The 19,065-nt window shown below is 62.8% G+C and carries 20 protein-coding genes; 4 read left to right on the top strand and 16 right to left on the bottom strand.

Annotation, left to right across the window (positions count from 1 at the left end; all coding sequences use genetic code 11):
- Nucleotides 1-26: 26 nt before the first annotated feature.
- Together IYY11_RS21490 and IYY11_RS21485 are read right to left on the bottom strand one after the other, a co-directional pair.
- Nucleotides 27-680, bottom strand: a complete 654-nt coding sequence (locus IYY11_RS21490; RefSeq protein ID WP_196405745.1) for a glutathione S-transferase family protein — start codon at nucleotides 678-680, stop codon at nucleotides 27-29.
- Between the two features lie 20 nt (nucleotides 681-700).
- Entirely contained in the window at nucleotides 701-1,810 is a 1,110-nt protein-coding gene (locus IYY11_RS21485) for a calcium:proton antiporter (protein ID WP_196405744.1), read from the bottom strand.
- Nucleotides 1,811-1,989: 179 nt separating this feature from the next.
- Between IYY11_RS21485 and uvrC the strand changes: the two genes are divergently transcribed.
- The gene (gene uvrC, locus IYY11_RS21480; RefSeq protein WP_196405743.1) at nucleotides 1,990-3,975 is read left to right on the top strand and encodes an excinuclease ABC subunit UvrC; all 1,986 of its coding nucleotides are present in this window, start codon (nucleotides 1,990-1,992) and stop codon (nucleotides 3,973-3,975) included.
- Nucleotides 3,976-4,003: 28 nt separating this feature from the next.
- Here the strand turns inward: uvrC and IYY11_RS21475 are convergent, their stop codons facing one another.
- Complete coding sequence (locus IYY11_RS21475; RefSeq protein WP_196405742.1) at nucleotides 4,004-4,417, bottom strand: lysozyme inhibitor LprI family protein; 414 nt, start codon at nucleotides 4,415-4,417, stop codon at nucleotides 4,004-4,006.
- A 61-nt stretch (nucleotides 4,418-4,478) separates the two neighbouring features.
- Here IYY11_RS21475 and IYY11_RS21470 point away from each other — a divergent pair, with 61 nt between their 5' ends.
- Complete coding sequence (locus IYY11_RS21470) at nucleotides 4,479-5,324, top strand: YihY/virulence factor BrkB family protein (protein ID WP_196405741.1); 846 nt, start codon at nucleotides 4,479-4,481, stop codon at nucleotides 5,322-5,324.
- Between the two features lie 82 nt (nucleotides 5,325-5,406).
- Nucleotides 5,407-7,887, top strand: coding sequence for a DNA translocase FtsK (locus tag IYY11_RS21465; protein WP_196405740.1), 2,481 nt, complete (start codon nucleotides 5,407-5,409; stop codon nucleotides 7,885-7,887).
- A 97-nt stretch (nucleotides 7,888-7,984) separates the two neighbouring features.
- Here the strand turns inward: IYY11_RS21465 and IYY11_RS21460 are convergent, their stop codons facing one another.
- From IYY11_RS21460 to IYY11_RS21450, 3 genes are read right to left on the bottom strand one after another with little or no spacing between them, the layout of a single operon-like run.
- The gene (locus tag IYY11_RS21460; RefSeq protein ID WP_246720148.1) at nucleotides 7,985-8,857 is read right to left on the bottom strand and encodes a hypothetical protein; all 873 of its coding nucleotides are present in this window, start codon (nucleotides 8,855-8,857) and stop codon (nucleotides 7,985-7,987) included.
- A gap of 53 nt (nucleotides 8,858-8,910) precedes the next feature.
- The gene (locus tag IYY11_RS21455) at nucleotides 8,911-9,192 is read right to left on the bottom strand and encodes a BrnA antitoxin family protein (RefSeq protein WP_196405739.1); all 282 of its coding nucleotides are present in this window, start codon (nucleotides 9,190-9,192) and stop codon (nucleotides 8,911-8,913) included.
- Nucleotides 9,155-9,442, bottom strand: a complete 288-nt coding sequence (locus IYY11_RS21450) for a BrnT family toxin (protein WP_196405738.1) — start codon at nucleotides 9,440-9,442, stop codon at nucleotides 9,155-9,157. Before IYY11_RS21450 ends, IYY11_RS21455 begins: the two co-directional genes overlap by 38 nt.
- Before the next feature lie 204 nt (nucleotides 9,443-9,646).
- Between IYY11_RS21450 and IYY11_RS21445 the strand changes: the two genes are divergently transcribed.
- Nucleotides 9,647-10,537: an outer-membrane lipoprotein carrier protein LolA gene (locus IYY11_RS21445; protein WP_196405737.1), complete on the top strand. Its 891-nt coding sequence runs from the start codon at nucleotides 9,647-9,649 to the stop codon at nucleotides 10,535-10,537.
- A gap of 90 nt (nucleotides 10,538-10,627) precedes the next feature.
- On the opposite strand, the gene IYY11_RS21440 is transcribed toward IYY11_RS21445, so the two are convergent.
- From IYY11_RS21440 to IYY11_RS21395, 10 genes are all read right to left on the bottom strand, one after another.
- The gene (locus IYY11_RS21440; RefSeq protein WP_196405736.1) at nucleotides 10,628-11,662 is read right to left on the bottom strand and encodes an aspartate-semialdehyde dehydrogenase; all 1,035 of its coding nucleotides are present in this window, start codon (nucleotides 11,660-11,662) and stop codon (nucleotides 10,628-10,630) included.
- Nucleotides 11,663-11,699: 37 nt separating this feature from the next.
- Nucleotides 11,700-12,098 (bottom strand): hypothetical protein, encoded by a 399-nt coding sequence (locus IYY11_RS21435; protein WP_196405735.1) that lies wholly within the window; start codon nucleotides 12,096-12,098, stop codon nucleotides 11,700-11,702.
- A gap of 80 nt (nucleotides 12,099-12,178) precedes the next feature.
- Complete coding sequence (locus tag IYY11_RS21430; protein WP_196405734.1) at nucleotides 12,179-12,967, bottom strand: succinate dehydrogenase iron-sulfur subunit; 789 nt, start codon at nucleotides 12,965-12,967, stop codon at nucleotides 12,179-12,181.
- Nucleotides 12,968-12,976: 9 nt separating this feature from the next.
- A complete protein-coding gene (locus IYY11_RS21425) occupies nucleotides 12,977-13,423 on the bottom strand; it encodes a type II toxin-antitoxin system VapC family toxin (protein WP_196405733.1) in 447 nt (148 codons plus the stop codon).
- Nucleotides 13,417-13,659 carry a FitA-like ribbon-helix-helix domain-containing protein gene (locus IYY11_RS21420; protein ID WP_196405732.1) on the bottom strand — a complete coding sequence of 81 codons (243 nt, stop codon included), beginning with the start codon at nucleotides 13,657-13,659 and terminating at the stop codon, nucleotides 13,417-13,419. The genes IYY11_RS21425 and IYY11_RS21420 overlap by 7 nt, the downstream gene beginning before the upstream one ends.
- 167 nt (nucleotides 13,660-13,826) lie before the next feature.
- Nucleotides 13,827-15,659: a succinate dehydrogenase flavoprotein subunit gene (sdhA, locus tag IYY11_RS21415; protein WP_196405731.1), complete on the bottom strand. Its 1,833-nt coding sequence runs from the start codon at nucleotides 15,657-15,659 to the stop codon at nucleotides 13,827-13,829.
- Nucleotides 15,660-15,804: 145 nt separating this feature from the next.
- The gene (gene sdhD / locus IYY11_RS21410) at nucleotides 15,805-16,200 is read right to left on the bottom strand and encodes a succinate dehydrogenase, hydrophobic membrane anchor protein (protein ID WP_196405730.1); all 396 of its coding nucleotides are present in this window, start codon (nucleotides 16,198-16,200) and stop codon (nucleotides 15,805-15,807) included.
- 13 nt (nucleotides 16,201-16,213) lie between these two features.
- Nucleotides 16,214-16,621: a succinate dehydrogenase, cytochrome b556 subunit gene (gene sdhC / locus IYY11_RS21405; RefSeq protein ID WP_196405729.1), complete on the bottom strand. Its 408-nt coding sequence runs from the start codon at nucleotides 16,619-16,621 to the stop codon at nucleotides 16,214-16,216.
- Between the two features lie 162 nt (nucleotides 16,622-16,783).
- Nucleotides 16,784-17,509: an outer membrane protein gene (locus IYY11_RS21400; protein ID WP_196405728.1), complete on the bottom strand. Its 726-nt coding sequence runs from the start codon at nucleotides 17,507-17,509 to the stop codon at nucleotides 16,784-16,786.
- 172 nt (nucleotides 17,510-17,681) lie between these two features.
- Nucleotides 17,682-18,896 carry an MFS transporter gene (locus tag IYY11_RS21395; RefSeq protein WP_196405727.1) on the bottom strand — a complete coding sequence of 405 codons (1,215 nt, stop codon included), beginning with the start codon at nucleotides 18,894-18,896 and terminating at the stop codon, nucleotides 17,682-17,684.
- Nucleotides 18,897-19,065: the final 169 nt, after the last annotated feature.

The following is a 19,065-nucleotide window of genomic DNA, read 5'->3' as shown; positions in this document are numbered from 1 at the left end:
GAATGACGTGCCGCAAGGCGAAATAATCAGCCGCCTTTCGCCTTCGCCGCCGCCGCTTCATGAATCTTGAGCAGCTCTTCGTCGGTCTGCGCGACGCGCGCAAAGCAGGGATGCGACGTCACGCGCTCGACATAAGCGGAGATGTGCGCGCTTTCGGGAACAAGGCCGAAACCGACTGTCCACCGCAGCGCGCCGCCCCAAAGAATGTCGGCGGCGGTGAAGCGCTCGCCGAAAAGATACGGGCCCTTCGCCAATTGCGCGTCGATCAGCGCCATGACGCCATCGAAATCCCCGTAGGGACTTCTGCTTGCGGGCGCGGGCTCGCGCTTCATCGAACGATCGACGATCGCGGGCTCGAAAGCTGATCCGTAAAACACGAGCCAGCGCAGATAAGGCCCACGCAAGGCGTCGCCAATAGTTGGGGCGAGGCCTTTCTGCGGAAAGGCGTCGGCAAGATAGATGAAAATCGCGCCAAGCTCGGTCACGAGCGCGCCCTTGTGAACGATGGCCGGCACCTTTCCGAGCGGATTGACGGCGAAATATTCCGGCTTGCGCTGTTCGCCAAGCTGGAAATTCAACACACGCAGCTCGTAGGGAACGTCGAGTTCCTCAAGCAGAGTCAGCACGCTAGAGGCCCGCGTGCGCGGCGCGTAATACAAAATCGGATTGTCGTCGTTCATTGGCGCTCCACGCGTGACAATCAGGGCACGAACAACAGAAAAATATAGGTCGCGAAAACGACAAGGTGCACCAGCCCGGTCATGAGATTCGTGCGGCCGGCGCCGAAGCTCACAACGCTCAGCAGCAATGTCAGCAGCAGCAAGACGGTGTCGCGTTTTTCGAGACCGAAGACGATCTCCCGGTTCGTCGCGACGCTCAACAGCGCCACGGCGGGAACCGTGAGCCCGATCGTGGCGACGACCGAGCCAAGCGCGCCGTTGAGGCTTGTCTGAAGCGCGTTGCGCGTCGCCGCGCGGATCGAGTTCATCGATTCGGGAAGCAGGACCAGCATCGCCACGGCCGCGCCGGTCACCCGGTTCACGTCGTCGACGCCCGCCCAGCGAAGCGCCTCTTCCAGACCGGGAATGACGCGCTCCGCGAGAAGCGAGACGCCAAGCAGGCTGACGCCGAGTCCCACAACTGCGATTATCGTCACCGCGCGCGAAGGCTTCGACTCGCCGTGGCCTACGGCGGCGGCATGCACGTCGATAAAGTAGGATCGATGCCGCACCGTCTGAATGAAAAGAAACGCGCCGTAGAGCAGCACCGAAAGAACGCTGATAAAAATAAGCTGAGTTGTCGACAGAGTCGGTCCGTAGCTCGACGTGGTATAATCGGGCAGAATGAGCGTCAGAACGGAAAGCGCGATCAGGATGGCCAGATAGGCGCTTGTCGCCATCGGCTGGATCTCCTGCTCGTGGTGACGGAAGCCGCCGAGCAGAAGGCAGAGGCCGACGAGACCATTGCAAACGATGATGATTGCGGAGAAAACCGCCTCGCGCGCTTCCGTCGGGTCTTCTTCGCCATATTCAACCATCGAGGCCATGATCGCGACCTCGATAAATGTCACGGCGATCGTGAGCACGAGCGTGCCATAGGGTTCGCCCGTCTTGGCGCCGAGAATTTCGGCGTGCTGCAAGGCGGCGAAGACGGCCCCGATCAACAATACCGCCGCGAAAGTCGGCGGAACGAAATCGATGGACGCTGGAATCTGCGAAATCCAGCGCTCGCCGAACAAAAAAAACCCGGCCAGCCCCAGCGCCAGCGCCGGAAACAGGACCGCGCCAACGGTGATCCTCGCCGCCTGCATGCCGTCCCCTGATCGTCGCAGCCCAAGCTTTGCAGGACTGTGGCCAGACGGACAGGCGGGCGCAAGGCGGCGCTCAGGGGAAATGCGCGGCGGCTCGAGGTTCTACACAGCTCTTTGGTCCAGGCGGTCGAGTCCAGCGAGTCTTTCCATCGCGGCCGGCGGCGAATAGATCTAGCTGAATGACCGCTCACGCAAATCCGCGCGATCTTCCCCCTGAAGACGACGACGTCTTCGATGCGCCCGACGCCGCCGAGGAGGCGCAGGCGGAGCCGTGCGATCCGGGAGCCGAGGCGCCCCAGACGCCTGAAAGCGTCAAGCGCGGCGTCGACGTCATCAAGAAGCATTGGCGGCACGCGCCGAACGGGCCCGGCGTCTATCGCATGATCGCCGAAAGCGGCGAGGTGCTCTACGTCGGCAAGGCGAAAAACGTGCGCAAGCGCGTCGCGAGCTATACGCGTCTTGCAGGTCACGTGAATCGCATCGCGCGGATGATCTCGGCGACGACGACGATGGTGTTCATCTCGGTCGAGACCGAAACCGACGCGCTGCTTTTGGAAGCCAATCTCATCAAGCAGTTGAAGCCGCGCTTCAACGTGCTGATGCGCGACGATAAATCCTTCCCTTACATTCTGATCGCTATGGATCATGATGCGCCGCAGATCCTCAAGCACCGAGGCGCCCGCGCGCGCAAGGGAGACTATTTCGGTCCCTTCGCCAGCGTCTGGGCGGTCAATCGAGCGCTGAACGCGCTGGAACGCGCATTTCTTTTGCGATCCTGCTCGCAAAGCTTTTTCGACAATCGCACGCGTCCGTGCCTGCTCTATCAGATCAAACGCTGCTCGGGCCCGTGCACCGGCGAAATCTCCATGGACGATTACGCCGAGCTCGTGCGAGAGGCGCGGGATTTCCTCTCCGGCAAAAGTCGCAACGTCCGCGAACAGCTGGCGCGCGAAATGACCGAAGCCTCCGACCGACTGGAGTTCGAGCGCGCGGCGCGGCTGCGCGATCGAATCTCGGCGCTCTCGGCGGTTCAAGGCGCGCAGGGGATCAATCCGCGCAGCGTCGAAGAAGCCGACGTCTTCGCCATCGCCAAGGACGCCGGACGCTTCTGCGTCGAGGCGTTCTTCTTTCGCGCCTATCAGAACTGGGGCAATCGCTCCTACTTCCCGCGCGCCGACGCGACGCTGTCCGAGGCGGAAGTCCTCGACGCCTTTCTCGCGCAGTTTTATCAGGAGCACCCTTCGGCGCGCTGCGTCTTTCTCTCGCATCCGATCGAGGACGGCGCGCTGCTTGAAGAAGTGTTGACCGCGCGGATTGGCCGCCGCGTCGAAGTGCTCGCGCCGCAGCGGGGCGAGAAGCGCGAACTCGTGGACCACGCGCTTCAGAACGCGCGGCAAGCGCTCGGCCGCAAGCTCGCCGAAGACGCAAGCCAGCAGCGCCTGCTCGGGGCGCTCGGCCAGGCCTTTGGTCTCGTATCGGCGCCGCGGCGCATTGAGGTCTACGACAATTCCCACATCGGCGGCGCGCAGGCGATCGGCGCGATGATCGTCGCGGGCCCCGCAGGATTTATGAAAGCCCACTACCGCACCTTCAACATCAGAAGCGCGGAGATCACGCCGGGGGACGACTTCGGCATGATGCGCGAGGTGCTCACGCGCCGGTTCGCGCGGCTCGCAAAGGATGGAGAAACCGAGCAGGATCGCGAGGCGTTTCCGGCAAAGCCCGATCTCATTCTGATCGACGGCGGACGCGGCCAATTCGACGTGGCGCGCGACGTCTTGCGCGAACTCGCAGTCGAAGGGGTGGCGATCGCGTCGATCGCCAAGGGCGCCGACCGCAACGCCGGGCGCGAAGCATTCTTCGTCGAAGGCCGCGAGCCGTTTCGCCTGCCGCCGCACGATCCGGCGCTCTACTTTGTGCAGCGCCTGCGCGACGAAGCGCATCGCTTTGCGATCGGCACGCATCGCGCACGGCGCAAGAAGGAATTCACCAAGAACCCACTGGATGAGATCGCCGGCGTCGGGCCATCGCGCAAACGCGCGCTGCTCCTGGCGTTTGGGTCGGCGAAAGCGGTGTCGAAGGCGGCGCTTTCGGACCTAGAAAAGGTTCCTGGCGTCAACAAGACGACGGCGCGGCTCGTCTATGAGCATTTCCAGCGCGAATAGCGCCAGTCGAATGCCCGTGAACAGCGCGCTACTGACCGCCGCAGGAGACGTCGCCTTCTTCGCAGGTGAGCTGATGCTGCAACCGTTTCGTCTGCTGCTTGGTCACATCCGTGAGGCATTGCGCCACGACCATGCTGTGAATGCTGCCGTCGATCGTCCCCAGAGTCTCAAAGGCGCATTGCGCATCCCGGTAGGCGATCCAGGATTTTTGCGCCTCCCGTAATTTTGACTGCCCCGCCGCGCTGATCTTTTTTAGCAATTTGGCATAGAAGGCGTTGAGTTCCGCGTCTGCCTGTTTGAAATTATCGCCCTCGCACAGATTGAGGTCGGTCTGAGAGCCGCGACCGTCGCAGTCCCTGGCGAGCGCCCAGCTCGTCGAATGCGCCACAACGACAAAAGCCGCGCTGATGGCGGCGGCGCGCCGCAAAGAAAAGCTGCTCATCGACGAATTCCCTCCCTTCCGCCATCGCCATTCCCGGTCGCCACGCTATCATGAGTCCGCCATGCGAAAGTTTTTTCAAATCTTTTATGACGCCTATCTCAAGTTCGACCGCGACGATGGTTGGGCGGTCACAAGCTATATCGCCCTCGCAATCCTGACGTCGTTGTTTCCGTTCCTGATTTTTTTGACGGCGCTCGCCGGCTTCTTCGGCTTGGGACGAGAAGCGGACGCGGCCACAAAACTGCTTTTCGAAACATGGCCGGAGAGCGTCGCCGGGCCGATTTCCGGGGAAATCCGTAATGTGCTGACGCAACCGCGTGGCGGGCTGCTGACCCTCGGCGCTGTCTTCGCCATATATTTCTCCTCTACCGGCGTGGAAGCGCTGCGCGTCGCGCTTAACCGCGCCTATGACCTCAAGGACAAGCGCCCCTGGTGGCTGACGCGCCTCGAATCAATTCTTTACGTCTTTCTCGGCGCGGCCGCGCTCCTCGCCGTCGCCATCCTGCTCGTGCTCGGGCCGCTCGCGCGGGCGATCGCGGAACGATACGTTCCGCTCGTCGCCCATGAGCTGCAGCCGCTCTACGGTCCGGTGCGCTATGGCGTCACCACCGGCCTGCTCGCGATTGCGCTCCTCGCGGCGCATAGCTACTTGCCCCCCGAGCGGCAAAGACTTTCCGTCATCGGGCCAGGCATCGCGCTGACGCTGATCGCGTCGCTCGCGCTCGGCGCCGGCTTCGGCGCCTATCTCGCGAGATTTGCTGGCAGCTATGTTTCGACTTACGCCGGCCTCGCCTCGATCGTGATCGCCATCGTCTTTCTTCAGATGCTGGCGGCGATCTTCATTTACGGCGCCGAGATCAATCAGATCGTCGCGGCGGGCGGCAAGAAACCGCACAACCAGGCTTAAGCGCACCTTAACCGAGATTTTTTACGCTGCCCGCATCCGCGCGCCGTTGGCGGCGCTGCGATCAAGCGAGGCTTCTCTTCATATGCGCAGCCATGCAAGGGGCCATTTTACCGAACAGCTTCGCGAGTTCGCGGCGCGCAGGCTGGCGGAAATCCTGGGCGCCGCCTTGCTTGTGACCGCCGGCGCGCTGACGCTGGCGCTCGTCAGCTGGTCCGCCCGCGATCCTTCGCTCAACCACGCGACCTCCGGCCACGTCCGCAATCTGCTCGGCGGACCGGGCGCGATCGTCTCCGATCTGCTGATGCAACTCGTCGGTTTCGGCGCGATCGCCGCCATCGTGCCGGTCGCGACCCAGGGATTGCGTCTCATGCGACGACGCCGGATCGGCCGCGTGATGCTGCGCGTCGGCCTCTGTGTCCTCGGCGTTTTCGCAACCGCCGCGACCGCGTCGCTGCTGCCCGCGACCAACCGCTGGCCGCTGCCCACCGGCCTCGGCGGCGTCGCCGGCGACGCCATCCTGACCGTTCCGCGGCTGATCTTTGCCGGCTCCGGCGTCCTGACCGCGCTCTTTGGCGCCGGGGCCGCTCTCGTCGCGATTCTCGCCGTGACCGGCGCAGCGGGGCTGGGCTTTGAATCCGAAGCGGATATGCGCAGCCGTTCCTCTGAAGATGACGCGAAGATTCGTCCGGGCGCCGACGATGACGACGACGCCGGCGGCGAGCCTGGCGTCGCGTTGATCTCGCTCGGCGCGCTGATTCATCTTGGACTGGCGCTGAAAGCCTGGATGCTGCGCGCCGCCGCAAGACTCAGACGTCGCGCCGCGACGACGGACCGGCCGCCGCCCCCGCGCTATCCGCGCGTCGAGCCGACCTTCGAGGATATGGACCTTTATCCCGCCTTTGCGTCGCCGGGGGCCCAAGATCTCGACGAGCCGCCCTTTGAACCTGCCGTCGCCCCGTCCGCGCCCGTGCCCCGCAGGACGCGTGCGCCTGCCCGCGCCGCGCAGCCCCGCTTCAATACGCGCTATGAGACGCCGCCCCTGACCCTTCTCGCCGAGCCGAAGAAGCAGGCGAGCGGCGTCAAGCTCCCGCAGGAGGCGCTCGAGCACAACGCGCGTCTGCTTGAGGGCGTGCTCGAGGATTTTTCCGTCAAGGGCGACATCATCAACGTCCGCCCCGGGCCAGTGGTCACGCTCTACGAGCTGGAGCCGGCGCCCGGCATCAAGAGTTCGCGGGTCATCGGCCTTGCCGACGACATCGCCCGCTCGATGTCCGCCATCTCCGCCCGCGTCGCCGTCGTGTCAGGGCGCAACGCCATCGGCATCGAACTGCCGAATCAGCGTCGCGAGACGGTCTATCTGCGCGAACTCATCGCCTGCGAGGATTTCGTCCGCTCCAACCACAAGCTCGCCATCGCGCTTGGCAAGACGATCGGCGGCGAGCCGGTGATCGTCGACCTAGCCCGCATGCCGCATCTTCTGGTCGCCGGCACCACCGGCTCCGGCAAGTCGGTCGCGATCAACACCATGATCCTGTCGCTGCTTTATCGGCTGAAGCCCGAAGAGTGCCGGCTCATCATGGTCGATCCGAAGATGCTGGAGCTCTCCGTCTACGACAACATCCCGCATCTGCTAACGCCCGTCGTCACCGACCCGAAAAAGGCGGTCGTGGCGCTCAAATGGGCGGTGCGCGAGATGGAGGATCGCTACAAGAAAATGTCGAAGCTCGGCGTGCGCAACATCGACGGCTACAACGCCCGCGTCGCCGACGCGCAGGCCAAAGGCGAGACGATCACCCGCACGGTGCAGACCGGTTTCGACCGGGAGACCGGCGAGGCGATCTTCGAGCATGAGGAGATGACGCTCTCGACGCTGCCTTATATCGTCGTGATCGTCGACGAGATGGCCGATCTCATGCTCGTCGCCGGCAAGGACATCGAGGGCGCGATCCAGAGACTGGCGCAGATGGCGCGCGCCGCCGGCATCCATCTGATCATGGCGACGCAGCGTCCCTCCGTCGACGTCATCACCGGCACGATCAAAGCGAATTTCCCGACGCGCATCTCCTTCCAGGTGACCTCGAAGATCGACAGCCGCACGATTCTCGGCGAACAGGGCGCCGAGCAGCTGCTCGGCCAGGGCGACATGCTCTACATGGCGGGCGGCGGCCGCATTTCGCGCGTGCATGGGCCTTTCGTGTCCGACCACGAAGTCGAGGACATCGTCGCCCATGTGAAGACGCAAGGCGCGCCCCAATATCTCGACGCCATCACCGTCGAGGATGATGCTGGCGAAGACGGCGAAGCGCCCCTGCCCGGCTCGATGGACGCGGAGGAAGGCGGCGACCTTTACGACCGCGCCGTCAATATCGTGCTGCGCGACAAGAAGTGCTCGACGAGCTACATCCAGCGCCGCCTCTCGGTCGGCTACAACAAGGCCGCTTCGCTCGTCGAACGCATGGAGCAGGAAGGCGTCGTCTCCGCGCCTAACCACGCCGGAAAGCGCGAAATTCTCGTTGGCGGCGGCATCGACCGGGGCGCCTTCGATATCGAGGCGGCGGAGTAAGGCGCGTTCCCTCTCCCCTTTTACGGGGAGAGGGTTAGGGTGAGGGCTTGGGGACCGCGAAGTAATCCATGTCGGATCAGCGCCCTTAGATCGTTGGCTAATATTCGCTGTCGTATCCTGCTTCAGCCCAAAGCATGGCGTCTCTTTCCCGCTCTAAATCTTCAAGCGGCACGTCAATCAATTTGAATTCAAGATTGTACATTGGCATCTGCCAAGAGTCGTAAAGCATTGACATGTCTTGTTCCGACGCGCGTTCGGACGGAAGACCCTCAGCAATCAGCGTTTCAAGTAGGCAGCGAGTGAGATTCTCAGAATCCTGCCAGTTCTCTGTGTCTTTGAATTCAGTCGTTCCCCAAAAATTGGCTATAGCTTGGACCCCTTTCAAACTATAGGCTCCAACATTTGAGAGCGACTCAGCGACGCGCAGAGCGACGGGTTTGAGCCGAGGCAAGCCAGATGCGTATCCGGTAGGCGCATTCCACGTTGGGGCGCCATCCTCATACGCCTCGATATCGGCGTAGAGTTGGCTTTCTCTGCGCGCTATGTTCCAGTTTGGCAGAATATATTCACCAGCGTATCCTTCGAGATAGTGCGCCCGTCTCTGCTCATCGACGTATTCCCGCAGTTGGGAAACATGCATAGGCTTCCAGCGCTGAGCCTCGGCATATAAAAGGCGCGCCAAATGGTCGTAAAACCTGCTTACCATCAGACCAATCTTTGACGAAACCAGTGATGGCGGACAGCGCACTATGTCCATCAAGATTAGGATTTTTGCTGCTTCTTCTTCAGCAAAACCCTCTAGAACGTCTGCTTCTCGATGTCGTTCTTTAAGTACCTCGGCGGCATCCCAGAAGCCCTGTGCGCTCTGAAATACGACGGGTAAGCCCTCCGCAATGAGTTCAAGCCTTTCATTGTGAGGCATCTGGCACATAAGCCTCCCCTGCCGAAGGCCTATGTTAAGTTTGGCCAAGGTGATATCCTTAATGAATTCAGTGACGACTGATGCATTGCGCTATTTTAAGCCTACCCCCTTCCCTTATGCGCATCGACATAGGCGCGCAGCACGGCGTTCATGCGGGTCAAATGGCCTTTGCCATGGGCCTTAAACCATTCCACGACGTCGCTATCGAGGCGAAGATGCACGGAAGTCTTGCCGCGCGGCATCATGACCCGCGCATCCTTCCAAAAATCCTCGCCAAGCGATTCGGCCTCCGGAGCGTCGCGCCGCGTTGGATCTTCGCCACGCGCCCGCGCGGCTTTGATCTCGCTAAGAGTATATTTCGCGGTAGTAGGTTTCTCGCTCATTCCTGTTTGCTCTTTGCGCGCTAATCAGTCGAACGACCCCTTCGCCCCGCCATGTGTAGACCACGCGATAGACCTCGGTCTCCACACGACCAAGGGCGATGAATCGAAGTTCGCCATAGTCTTCTCGGTCATCAATCTTCTCCAGCATCTCATTTGCGAATATCTCGGCGGCTCGCAGGAAGGAGACTCCATGCTTGGCGAGATTCAGCGCCGCTTTTTCTTCATCCCATTCGAATCCAAGCTCCTTCATGCATATCCCTTAATATAATACACATTTTTGTACACAAAATCGAATTCTGCCCTCGAACTCTATCGAAAATCCGCCCGTCGCGCTTGTGCAGCAAGGATTGCCGGAAACGCTCCGGCCTCGCCCGATCAACGTCGTCGCCGCCCCCAATTCCGCCAACTTATGCTAGGAAGACGGCGACAGCTTCCCTCTGAATCGGAACCCGCCGTGACATACGTTCGCTTTGCCGCCCTGCTCGCCGCGCTTTCATTCGCCGTCCCGGCCGCCGCTGCGACAGTCGCGCGCGCTGCGCCGCCGTCGCAGGGAAGCGTTCCGGCGGTCGCCGATAATAAAGCAGCAGAGACGAAGCCAGCCGAAGCCAGACCCGCGGAAACAGGGTCGAAATCGGCTGAGGTCAAATCTGCTGACGAGAAGGGCGTCGACGGCAAGGCCGTGACGGTCAAGCCCGTGACGGCCAAGCCCGGAGAGGCGAAGCCTGCAGACCCGATCGGGAAGAAGACCGCCAAACCGAGCGCGCAGGGGCCCGCCGCCGCCGCCACGATCGCGCCGCCGCCCGTGCCCGAGCCGGAGAAGCCGCTCACCCGCGACGAAGCGCTCAAGCGCGCCAACGCTTTTTTCAACGCATCGCCGGTGATGACCGCCGATTTCGTGCAGATCGGCGGCGACGGCAAGCGTTCGGAAGGCAAGCTTCACGTTCAGCGCGCCGGCCGGGTGCGTTTCGAATACGCCCAGCCGGCGACGATGGAAGTCGTCGCCGATGGCGCGCAGGTCGCGGTGCGCGACCGTAAGCTCAACACGCAGGATCTCTACTTTATCACTCAGACGCCGCTCAAATTCCTGATGAAGGACAAGATCGACCTCGAAAAGGATGTCGTCGTCGAGGACGTGAAGATCGATGATTCCGGCGTCACCATCGCTATTGAGGACAAGGCGACCTTCGGCGGCACGTCGCACGTGCGTCTGATCTTCGACCCCAAGACCTTCAAATTGAAGCAATGGGAGGTGAAGGACCCGCAAGGCTATGAGACCTTGATTTCGGTCTTCAACATCGACCAGGCCAAAGTGCCTGATCCGGCGCTGTTCAAGATCAACAAATAAGCCGTTGCCGTCGGCAATTCGCTTTCGACCGCGATCGCCCACTTGGCGCTGCCGCTCGGCCCATTTGGCGATGATGATCGCCTTCGGGCGTTACGCCGCCTTCTTCTTAGGCGCGAGCAGCTTGCGGTTCATCAGGACTTCCGCGATCTGAATGGCGTTGAGCGCCGCGCCCTTGCGCAGATTGTCGGAAACGCACCACAGAACCAGCCCATTATCGACGGTCGGGTCGGTACGGATGCGCGAGACATAGGTGGCGTCTTCGCCCGCCGCTTCATGCGGCGTGATGTAGCCGCCGTCCTCGTGCTTGTCGATCACCAGCACACCCGGCGCCGCGCGCAGAATGTTACGCGCCTCGTCCGCCGAAATCGGCTTTTCGAATTCGATGTTCACCGCTTCCGAATGGCCGATGAAGACCGGCACGCGCACGCAGGTGGCGACAAGCTTGATCTTGGGATCGAGAATCTTCTTTGTCTCCGCGACCATCTTCCACTCTTCCTTGGTGAAGCCGTCCTCCATGAAGACGTCGATCTGCGGAATCAGGTTGAAGGCGATGCGCTTGGGAAATTTCTTCGCTTCGACGGGGTTGGCGACGAACACCGAACGAGTCTGCGCAAAGAGTTCGTCCATTCCCTCCTTGCCCGCGCCAGAGACCGATTGATAGGTCGAGACCACGACGCGCGTGATCGTCGCCGCGTCGTGCAAGGGCTTCAGCGCGACGACGAGCTGCGCCGTCGAGCAGTTCGGATTGGCGATAATGTTCTTTTTGGAAAATCCCGCCGCGGCGGCGGCGTTCACCTCCGGCACCACCAAGGGCACGTCAGGGTCCATGCGCCAGGCCGAAGAATTGTCGATGACGACGCAGCCCTGCGCGCCGATCCTGGGCGCCCATTCCTTCGCGACGGAGCCGCCCGCGGACATGAGACAAATGTCGACGTCGGAGAAATCATAGGAGTCGAGCACCTTGCACTTCAGCGTCCTGTCGCCGAAGGACACCTCCGTGCCGATCGAACTCGGCGACGCCAGCGCAACGACTTCCGAAACCGGGAAGCGGCGCTCAGCGAGAATATCGAGCATCTCGCGGCCTACGTTGCCCGTAGCGCCGACGACGGCAACCTTATACGCCATGATTAACTCCAGCCGGCGATCCCGGCGTCTGAGAAGGTTAGAACGGGAGACCGACGGACATATTGCCCGAGGGCGACACGCCAATGGGCAATCCGCCCTTCGGCGGGCTCGACGTCTCGCCTTCCTTCTCCTTCTGCTTTCCACCGGGCGGCGCCTTGCCCGGCGACCAGCCTTCAAGCTCGCCGAACTGGCGGTTGCCGGTGCCGCCCTGCTGCTGGCCGGCGCTGGCGCCGGCGTTGGCGCGCGGCGATTGCTGCGCCTTCGCTCTCTTGGCCTTCGGCTGCGTCGTTACAGAGCCGGAAGCGTCAGGCGCTCCGGGATCGGCTTGAAACTGCTGCGCCGAGGCGGTCCGAGGGCCGCCGACGATCAGGCAAGCGGCGATCAGGCAAGAGGCGATGAGAAGCGAGGCGCAACTACGACGAGCGCGGGTCGACATGGCGCAGATCTCCGAAGACGTTTGTTCCGTCCTAAACCGGCGGCGCGGCGGGATCAAGGCGGCCGGGCGCTCAGCGGAACTCAGCGCGACTCCGCCTCGTCCTGGGCGATCGCCATGTTTTTGAGGTCCGCGATCGCCTTCGCCGGCGACAGGCTCTTCGGGCAGACCTGGGTGCAATTCATGATCGTGTGGCAGCGGTAGAGGCGGAAGACGTCGTCGACATAGGAGACTCGATCCTCGGTCGCTTCGTCGCGCGAATCCTGCACCCAACGGAACGCCTGCAGCAGCGCTGCGGGACCAAGAAACTTGTCGGCGTTCCACCAATAGCTCGGACAGGCGGTCGAGCAGCAGGCGCACAGGATGCATTCGTAGAGCCCGTCGAGCTTGGCCCGCTGCTCCGGCGATTGCAGCCGCTCCTTCTCGGGGGCGGGTCCGGCGCGCAGCCAGGGCTGGATCGCCGCATATTGTTCATAGAAGATCGTCAGATCGGGCACGAGGTCCTTCACCACCGCCATATGCGGCAGCGGATAGATTTTGATCGCGCCGTCGATGTCATCCATGCCCTTGGTGCAGGCGAGCGTGTTCAGACCCGCGATGTTCATCGAACATGAGCCGCAGATGCCCTCACGGCAGGAGCGACGAAAAGTCAAAGTCGGATCGATCTTGTTCTTGATCCAGATCAGCGCGTCGAGGACCATCGGTCCGCAGTCGTCGGCGTCGACGAAATAGGTGTCGAGGCGCGGATTGGCGCCGTCGTCAGGGTCCCATCGATAGATGCGCAATTCGCGAAGGCGCTCGGCCCCTTCGGGCTTCGGCCACGTTTTGCCTTCGGAAATGACGGAGTTTTTGGGGAGGGCGAATTCGACCATTTCTCGATCCTACGATCCTTGTTGGTCCGGCTCTTGCGCCGGCCAGTCGGCGAGGAGAACGACGTGGTTTCGATGTCCGTTGACGACCGCCTTTTCGAGGAATTTTCGGTCGTCAGTCACCAGATTCGCGCCGTTCATAATAGCGCATGCAAGATAGACGCAGTCCGGGAAAGGATGACTAAGGCTTAACGCCAAGTCGAACGCGGCGCGCAGAGTCTGTTCAGCATGGACGATCCGGGAAAAAGAGGCAGGAAGATCGTCCAGGGCGTTCAACGCCTGCTCCTTTGTCACCGTCCCTTCTGTTACTTTACGCCGCAGGGCGTTCGCTACCTCTGTGAGAATAATGTCGGGCGCGATCAGTTCCGCGGCGCTCGCCAACACGTTCCGCGCTTCAGTGCGCCAAGCCTCCGCGACGTACCACTTCACCGCAACGCTCGCGTCTACGACGACTACCACTGGTCGCGCGCCTCGCGAATGATCGCGGTGCTGTCGCTTTGCTCGACATCCTTTGGAGTCATGGCGGCGATGCGGTCTACAGCGGCCAGACGAGCCGCGCGAACAGTGTTCTCGCTGACCGCCTTCTCAAGAAGGTCGGCGGCCTCCTCCTCCACCGTGCGGTGATGGACGGCGGCGAGCTCCTGAATCCGGGCGATCGCCTGGGGGCTGATGCTCTTGATCGTGATTGCATTCATAGCAGCATGTCCTCAGACGCAGTCTCATCGGGCGTCGCGCAGTCCGGCGCTTTCAAATGCGGACGTACGATACGACCGTGCCGGAGCAACGGGCGCTGATGCGGTGCGGCACGCTTCCAACAGCCTGCTGTCGCTTCTTCGATAGACATTGTCGCATTCCCGTCGCCTTAATACACCCGCGCCTTCGGCTCGACGTAAGCCACCTCATTGGTCATCGTGTAGCTGTGCACCGGGCGATAATCGATCGATGTGGTCTTCCTCTCGCGATCGATCGTCGCGAGCGTATGCTTCATCCAGTTCTTGTCGTCGCGGTTCGGGAAATCCTCGCGCGCATGCGCGCCGCGCGACTCCGTGCGGTTGGCGGCGCTTTCCATCGTCGTGACCGCTTGCACGATGAGATTGTCGTATTCCAGCGTCTCGACGAGATCGGAGTTCCAGATCAGCGAGCGATCGACAATCTTGACGTCGGCGCCGTCGCGCCAGACGGCGTTGATCTGCTCGACGCCTTCGGCGAGGACCTCGCCGGTGCGATAGACGGCGCAATGCGACTGCATCGTGCGCTGCATCCTGTCGCGCAATGTGGCTGTCGATGTTCCGCCGTTGGCGTTGCGGAAAAAATCGAGACGCGACAGCGCGAGATCGGCCGAATTCGCGGGAAGCTCCGGCTGCGTATCGTTTGGCTTGATGAGTTCGGCGGCGCGCTGCGCCGCGGCGCGGCCGAAGACGACGAGATCAATGAGCGAATTCGAGCCGAGGCGATTGGCGCCATGCACGGAAACGCAAGCCGCTTCGCCAAGCGCCATCAGACCTGGCACCACCTCGTCGGGATTGCCGTTACGCTTGCGCAGCGCCTCGCCGTGAAAATTCGTCGGTATGCCGCCCATGTTGTAATGCGCGGTCGGTATGATCGGAATCGGCTGGCGCGTCACGTCGACGCCGGCGAAAACCATCGAGCTTTCGGAAATGCCCGGCAGGCGCTCATGCAGGATCGCCGGATCGAGATGTTCGAGATGCAGATGGGCGTGATCCCTCTCCTTGCCGACGCCCCTGCCCTCGCGCACCTCCATCGTGATCGCGCGCGAGACCATGTCGCGCGGCGCGAGATCCTTCACGGAGGGCGCGTAGCGCTCCATGAAGCGCTCGCCTTCGCTGTTCGTCAGATAGCCGCCCTCGCCGCGCGCGCCTTCGGTGATCAGGCAGCCCGCGCCATAGATCCCCGTCGGATGAAACTGCACGAACTCCATGTCCTGCAGCGGCAGCCCGGCGCGCAGCACCATGGCGTTGCCGTCGCCGGTGCAGGTGTGCGCCGATGTTGCTGACAAATAGGCGCGGCCATAGCCGCCGGTCGCGAGCACGGTGAGCGCGGCGCGAAAGCGATGAATCGTCCCGTCATCGATCTTCAGGCACACGACGCCCCGGCAGGCGCCGTCCTGATCCATGATGAGATCGAGCGCGAAAAATTCGACGAAGAACTTGGTGTCGAGCTTCAGCGCCTGTCCATACATCGTGTGGAGCATCGCGTGGCCCGTGCGATCGGCGGCCGCGCATGTGCGCTGCGCCGGCGGACCCTTGCCGAAATCCGTCGTCATCCCGCCGAACGGACGCTGATAGATCGTGCCTTCGCTCGTGCGCGAGAAGGGGACGCCCCAATGCTCCAATTCATAGACGGCGGGCGGGGCGTTGCGGCACATATATTCGATGGCGTCCTGGTCGCCGAGCCAGTCGGAGCCTTTGACGGTGTCGTACATGTGCCATTTCCAATTGTCCGGCCCCATGTTGCCGAGCGCGGCGGCGATGCCGCCCTGCGCCGCCACGGTGTGCGAGCGGGTTGGAAAGACCTTGGTGACGCAGGCGACGTTCAGTCCCGCCTCGGCGCAGCCAACGACGGCGCGTAGCCCAGACCCGCCCGCGCCGACGACGACGACGTCAAAGGTGTGGTCGACGATCGCATAGGCGCGACCGCCCACCGACACATTTGATGCAGGACCCTGTGCAACCATTGATCAAGCCTTCTCGAATCTCATTCGCGTCGCGCGCAGCGTCGCTGCGTCGTCACAAGACGGGATCATTGCGATCGAAGCAGCGATGTCGCGCTGCTTCCTGCTCTCGCCTGTCACGTCGACGTCCGTTGGTTGCATCGTCCGACTACTTCGGCGCAGCGATGAGGAGGATCGCGAGGACCCAGATCGCTGCGATGGCGCGCGACGCCCATGTGTTGGCGACGATCGCCTGCGCCTTCAACACTTTGTCGTGCACGTAATCTTCGATGATGTCGTCCATGCCTTGTCGTGCATGGATCATGCCGACCACGCCGAACGCAAGAAGCACGAGCGCGGGAATCGGTCTGCCGATTTCGGCGCGCACGCCTTCGAGCGGCTTGCCGGCAAGTCCGAGAATCCACCAGGCGCTCAGCACGCCGAGCGGGACCAGCGCATAAGACGTCAGCCGCATGAAGCGCGCATGAGTCGAACCGCTGTGGTCGGAGACATAGGCGTCGCCGGGTCCAGTTCGACCGCTCTTGAACCTTGTCGCAACCGTCATGCGTTCGCTCCGCCTAGCCCGCCAGCGTCTTGAAGATGTAGACGAGCAGCGTCAGCAGGACGCCGCCGACGAGCGTCCCCTGGGCCAGCAGTTCCCGCCCTTTCGCGTCCATGTAGAGGCCGCGGTCCCAGAGCGCGTGACGCACGCCGCCGAGCAGATGGTGGAAAATCGCCCAAACGATCATCAGCACCAGCAGATTGCCGATGAAGCCCGACCCGATCCAGGAAACGGCGGAGAAGGCGCCGCCGCCAACCGCGGCGCCGAGCAGGAACAGCGCCAAAAGCGCCATGCCGACGTAAAGCCCCGCGCCGGTGATTCGATGCGCGATCGACATCATCATCGTCAGGATGGGCCTAAAGACCGTCAGATGCGGCGACAGCGGCCGCCGCGCGGCGAGCCCGTCAGTGTCGGCGTCTGCCATGTAGAACCCTCTCGCGTGCGGCCGATTTCTTCTCGGAACGCTTCCAAAGCAGATAGTTCAATTGTTGCGGCGCCGCAACTACGCGGGCGGCGCCTTCGACGGCTACATATGCAAAAGCCCCGTCGCCGGGGCTTTTGTCGCTCATCCTTGTAGCATTCGCGTTCAGTAGGCGGCCATTGGAGGGCCGGGAGGCGCAAGGAGCCAGTTGAAGCGATAATTGACGCCGGCGCGCACCGTATTGAGATGCGCGCGCTGCTGGGATTCGACGATGAAAGGCGCAACGTAGATAGAGTCGTAATTCGCGCCGATGTTTGTGTAGAGATATTCGACCTTCGCCGACCAGTTGGGAAGGAAGGCGTATTCGAGCCCTCCGCCCGCCGTCCACCCGGTTCCGGTGCGGGCCTGAGAGCCAAGCCATCCGTAGTTGAGACGCAGGTCGCCATAGGCGAAGCCGCCCGTGCCGTAAAGGAGCAGCTGCGCGTTCAGCATCGACACGCCCGCGCGCCCTCGCACCGTGCCGAACCAGTCGACGCTGCGCGTTGCGCCCCACCCCTGATTGCCGCCGCCGCCGACGCTCGATCCTTGAAAATCGGTTTCCAGACCGACGACGAAGAGCGGGGTGAGCTGATAATTATAGCCGATCTGGGCGCCGCCGACGACGCCGCCTGAGTTAGACGCGCTCGAGGGCGCCAGCCAATGTCCATAGTCGTATCGATCAAGCCACCCGCCGCCAAGATTGAGACCGGCGTAGATCCCGGTCCAGGTGAAGATTGGCGCCGGCGGATAATAGACCGGCGGCGGCTCCTTGCGCGAAGGCAGGTCTGCGGCCGAGGCCGACAGGACGGAGAGGCAAGCCGCGACGGCGATGCCGAAAGCTGGTTTTTTCATGAGAACCTCGATGGTGCGTTTTTGAAACGCCAGCGCCCCCGCCAGTTCTGAAATGAATGATCAACAATGGCGCAATTGCGAAAATTTATCGTTCATTTTCAACGATTAATGGACATGCTTAGGCAGCGGTTAACGCGCCTGATTTTCGACGCGACGTTCTTAACGCGCCGGCTCAAACCGGCCCGTGGGTCTGGCCGATCCGACCGCCGCCGGCCGCGAGTCCGACGAGCGCCAGCGACGCCAAAAGCGCGCCCGCCCAGAAGGCGGACGCGGAACCGAAGGCGTCCCACAGCGCCCCCGCGCCGGCGCTGGCGGCAAGCAGCGCGACCCCGCTTGCGAGGTTGAAAACGCCGAAGGCCGAGCCGCGCAACGCCGCCGGCGCGACGTCGGCGATGAGCGTCGCGAGCAGGCCCTGGGTGAGGCCCATGTGCAGGCCCCAAAGCGCCACGCCGAGCCACACGAGCGGCATATGATCGGCGACCGCCAGGACGGCGTCGGCGGCGATCAGCGCGACAAGACCCGCCATGAGCGGCGTTTTTCTGTCGCCGCGATCCGAGAAGGCGCCAACCGGATAGGAAGCGCCGGCATAAACGACATTCATCGCGACGAGCACCAGCGGCGCGAGCGCCACCGGCAGTCCGACGTCGCGCGCCTTCAGGATCAGGAAAGCCTCGGAAAAGCGCGCCAGACTGAAGACGACGCCGATCGCCACAACGATCCAGAAGGGGCCGCCGAGCCGGCGGACTTCCTCGATATGCAGCGGAAAACGCGCCGGCCGCGGCGGCCGGGAGGCTTCCGGTTCGCGCACGCCGAGCGCCAGGACCACAACGGCGAGCGCCGCCGGAATCGTCGCGATCCAGAACACGAAAGGAATGCTGTTGGCCGAGAACCACATCGCGGCCACAGCGACCGCCGGCCCGAGAAAGGCGCCGATCGTGTCGAGCGACTGGCGAAGCCCGAAGGCCGCGCCGCGAATGGAGGCCGGCGCGATATCGGCGACGAGCGCGTCGCGCGGGGCGCCGCGGATGCCCTTGCCGACGCGGTCGATGAAGCGGGCGGCCATGACCCAGGCGACATTCGGCGCCAGCGGGAACATCGGCTTCGTGAGCGCCGCAAGCCCATAGCCGATGATCGCCAGCTGCTTGCGGCGTCCGAACCAGTCCGACAGCGCGCCGGAAAAGATCTTGACGATCGAGGCGGTCGCTTCGGCGACGCCTTCGATGATTCCGACTTCGGCCATCGAGGCGCCCATCGCGCCGACGAGATAGATCGGCAGCAGCGCATGGATCATCTCGGATGAGAAATCCATGAGCAGCGAGACGAGCCCGAGCGCCCAGACGCCGGACGGTATGGCGCGCAGACGCGAGTGGGCGCTGGAGTCGTTCATGAATTGATTCGGCTCGCGCGAAACCCTCTCCCAAAGGGAGAGGGTCGGTCCGAAGGACCGGGGTGAGGGGTTACGATTTCGCCGCTTCAGACACAAGGAATCCGCTGCGGCTGCGCCAAAATTCGTCCGGGAGAAACCCCTCACCCGGTTGCCTCGCAACCACCCTCTC

Source organism: Methylocystis sp. H62 (assembly GCF_015709515.1).
GTDB lineage: Bacteria > Pseudomonadota > Alphaproteobacteria > Rhizobiales > Beijerinckiaceae > Methylocystis.
This window is presented reverse-complemented; position numbering and strand designations above follow the sequence as displayed.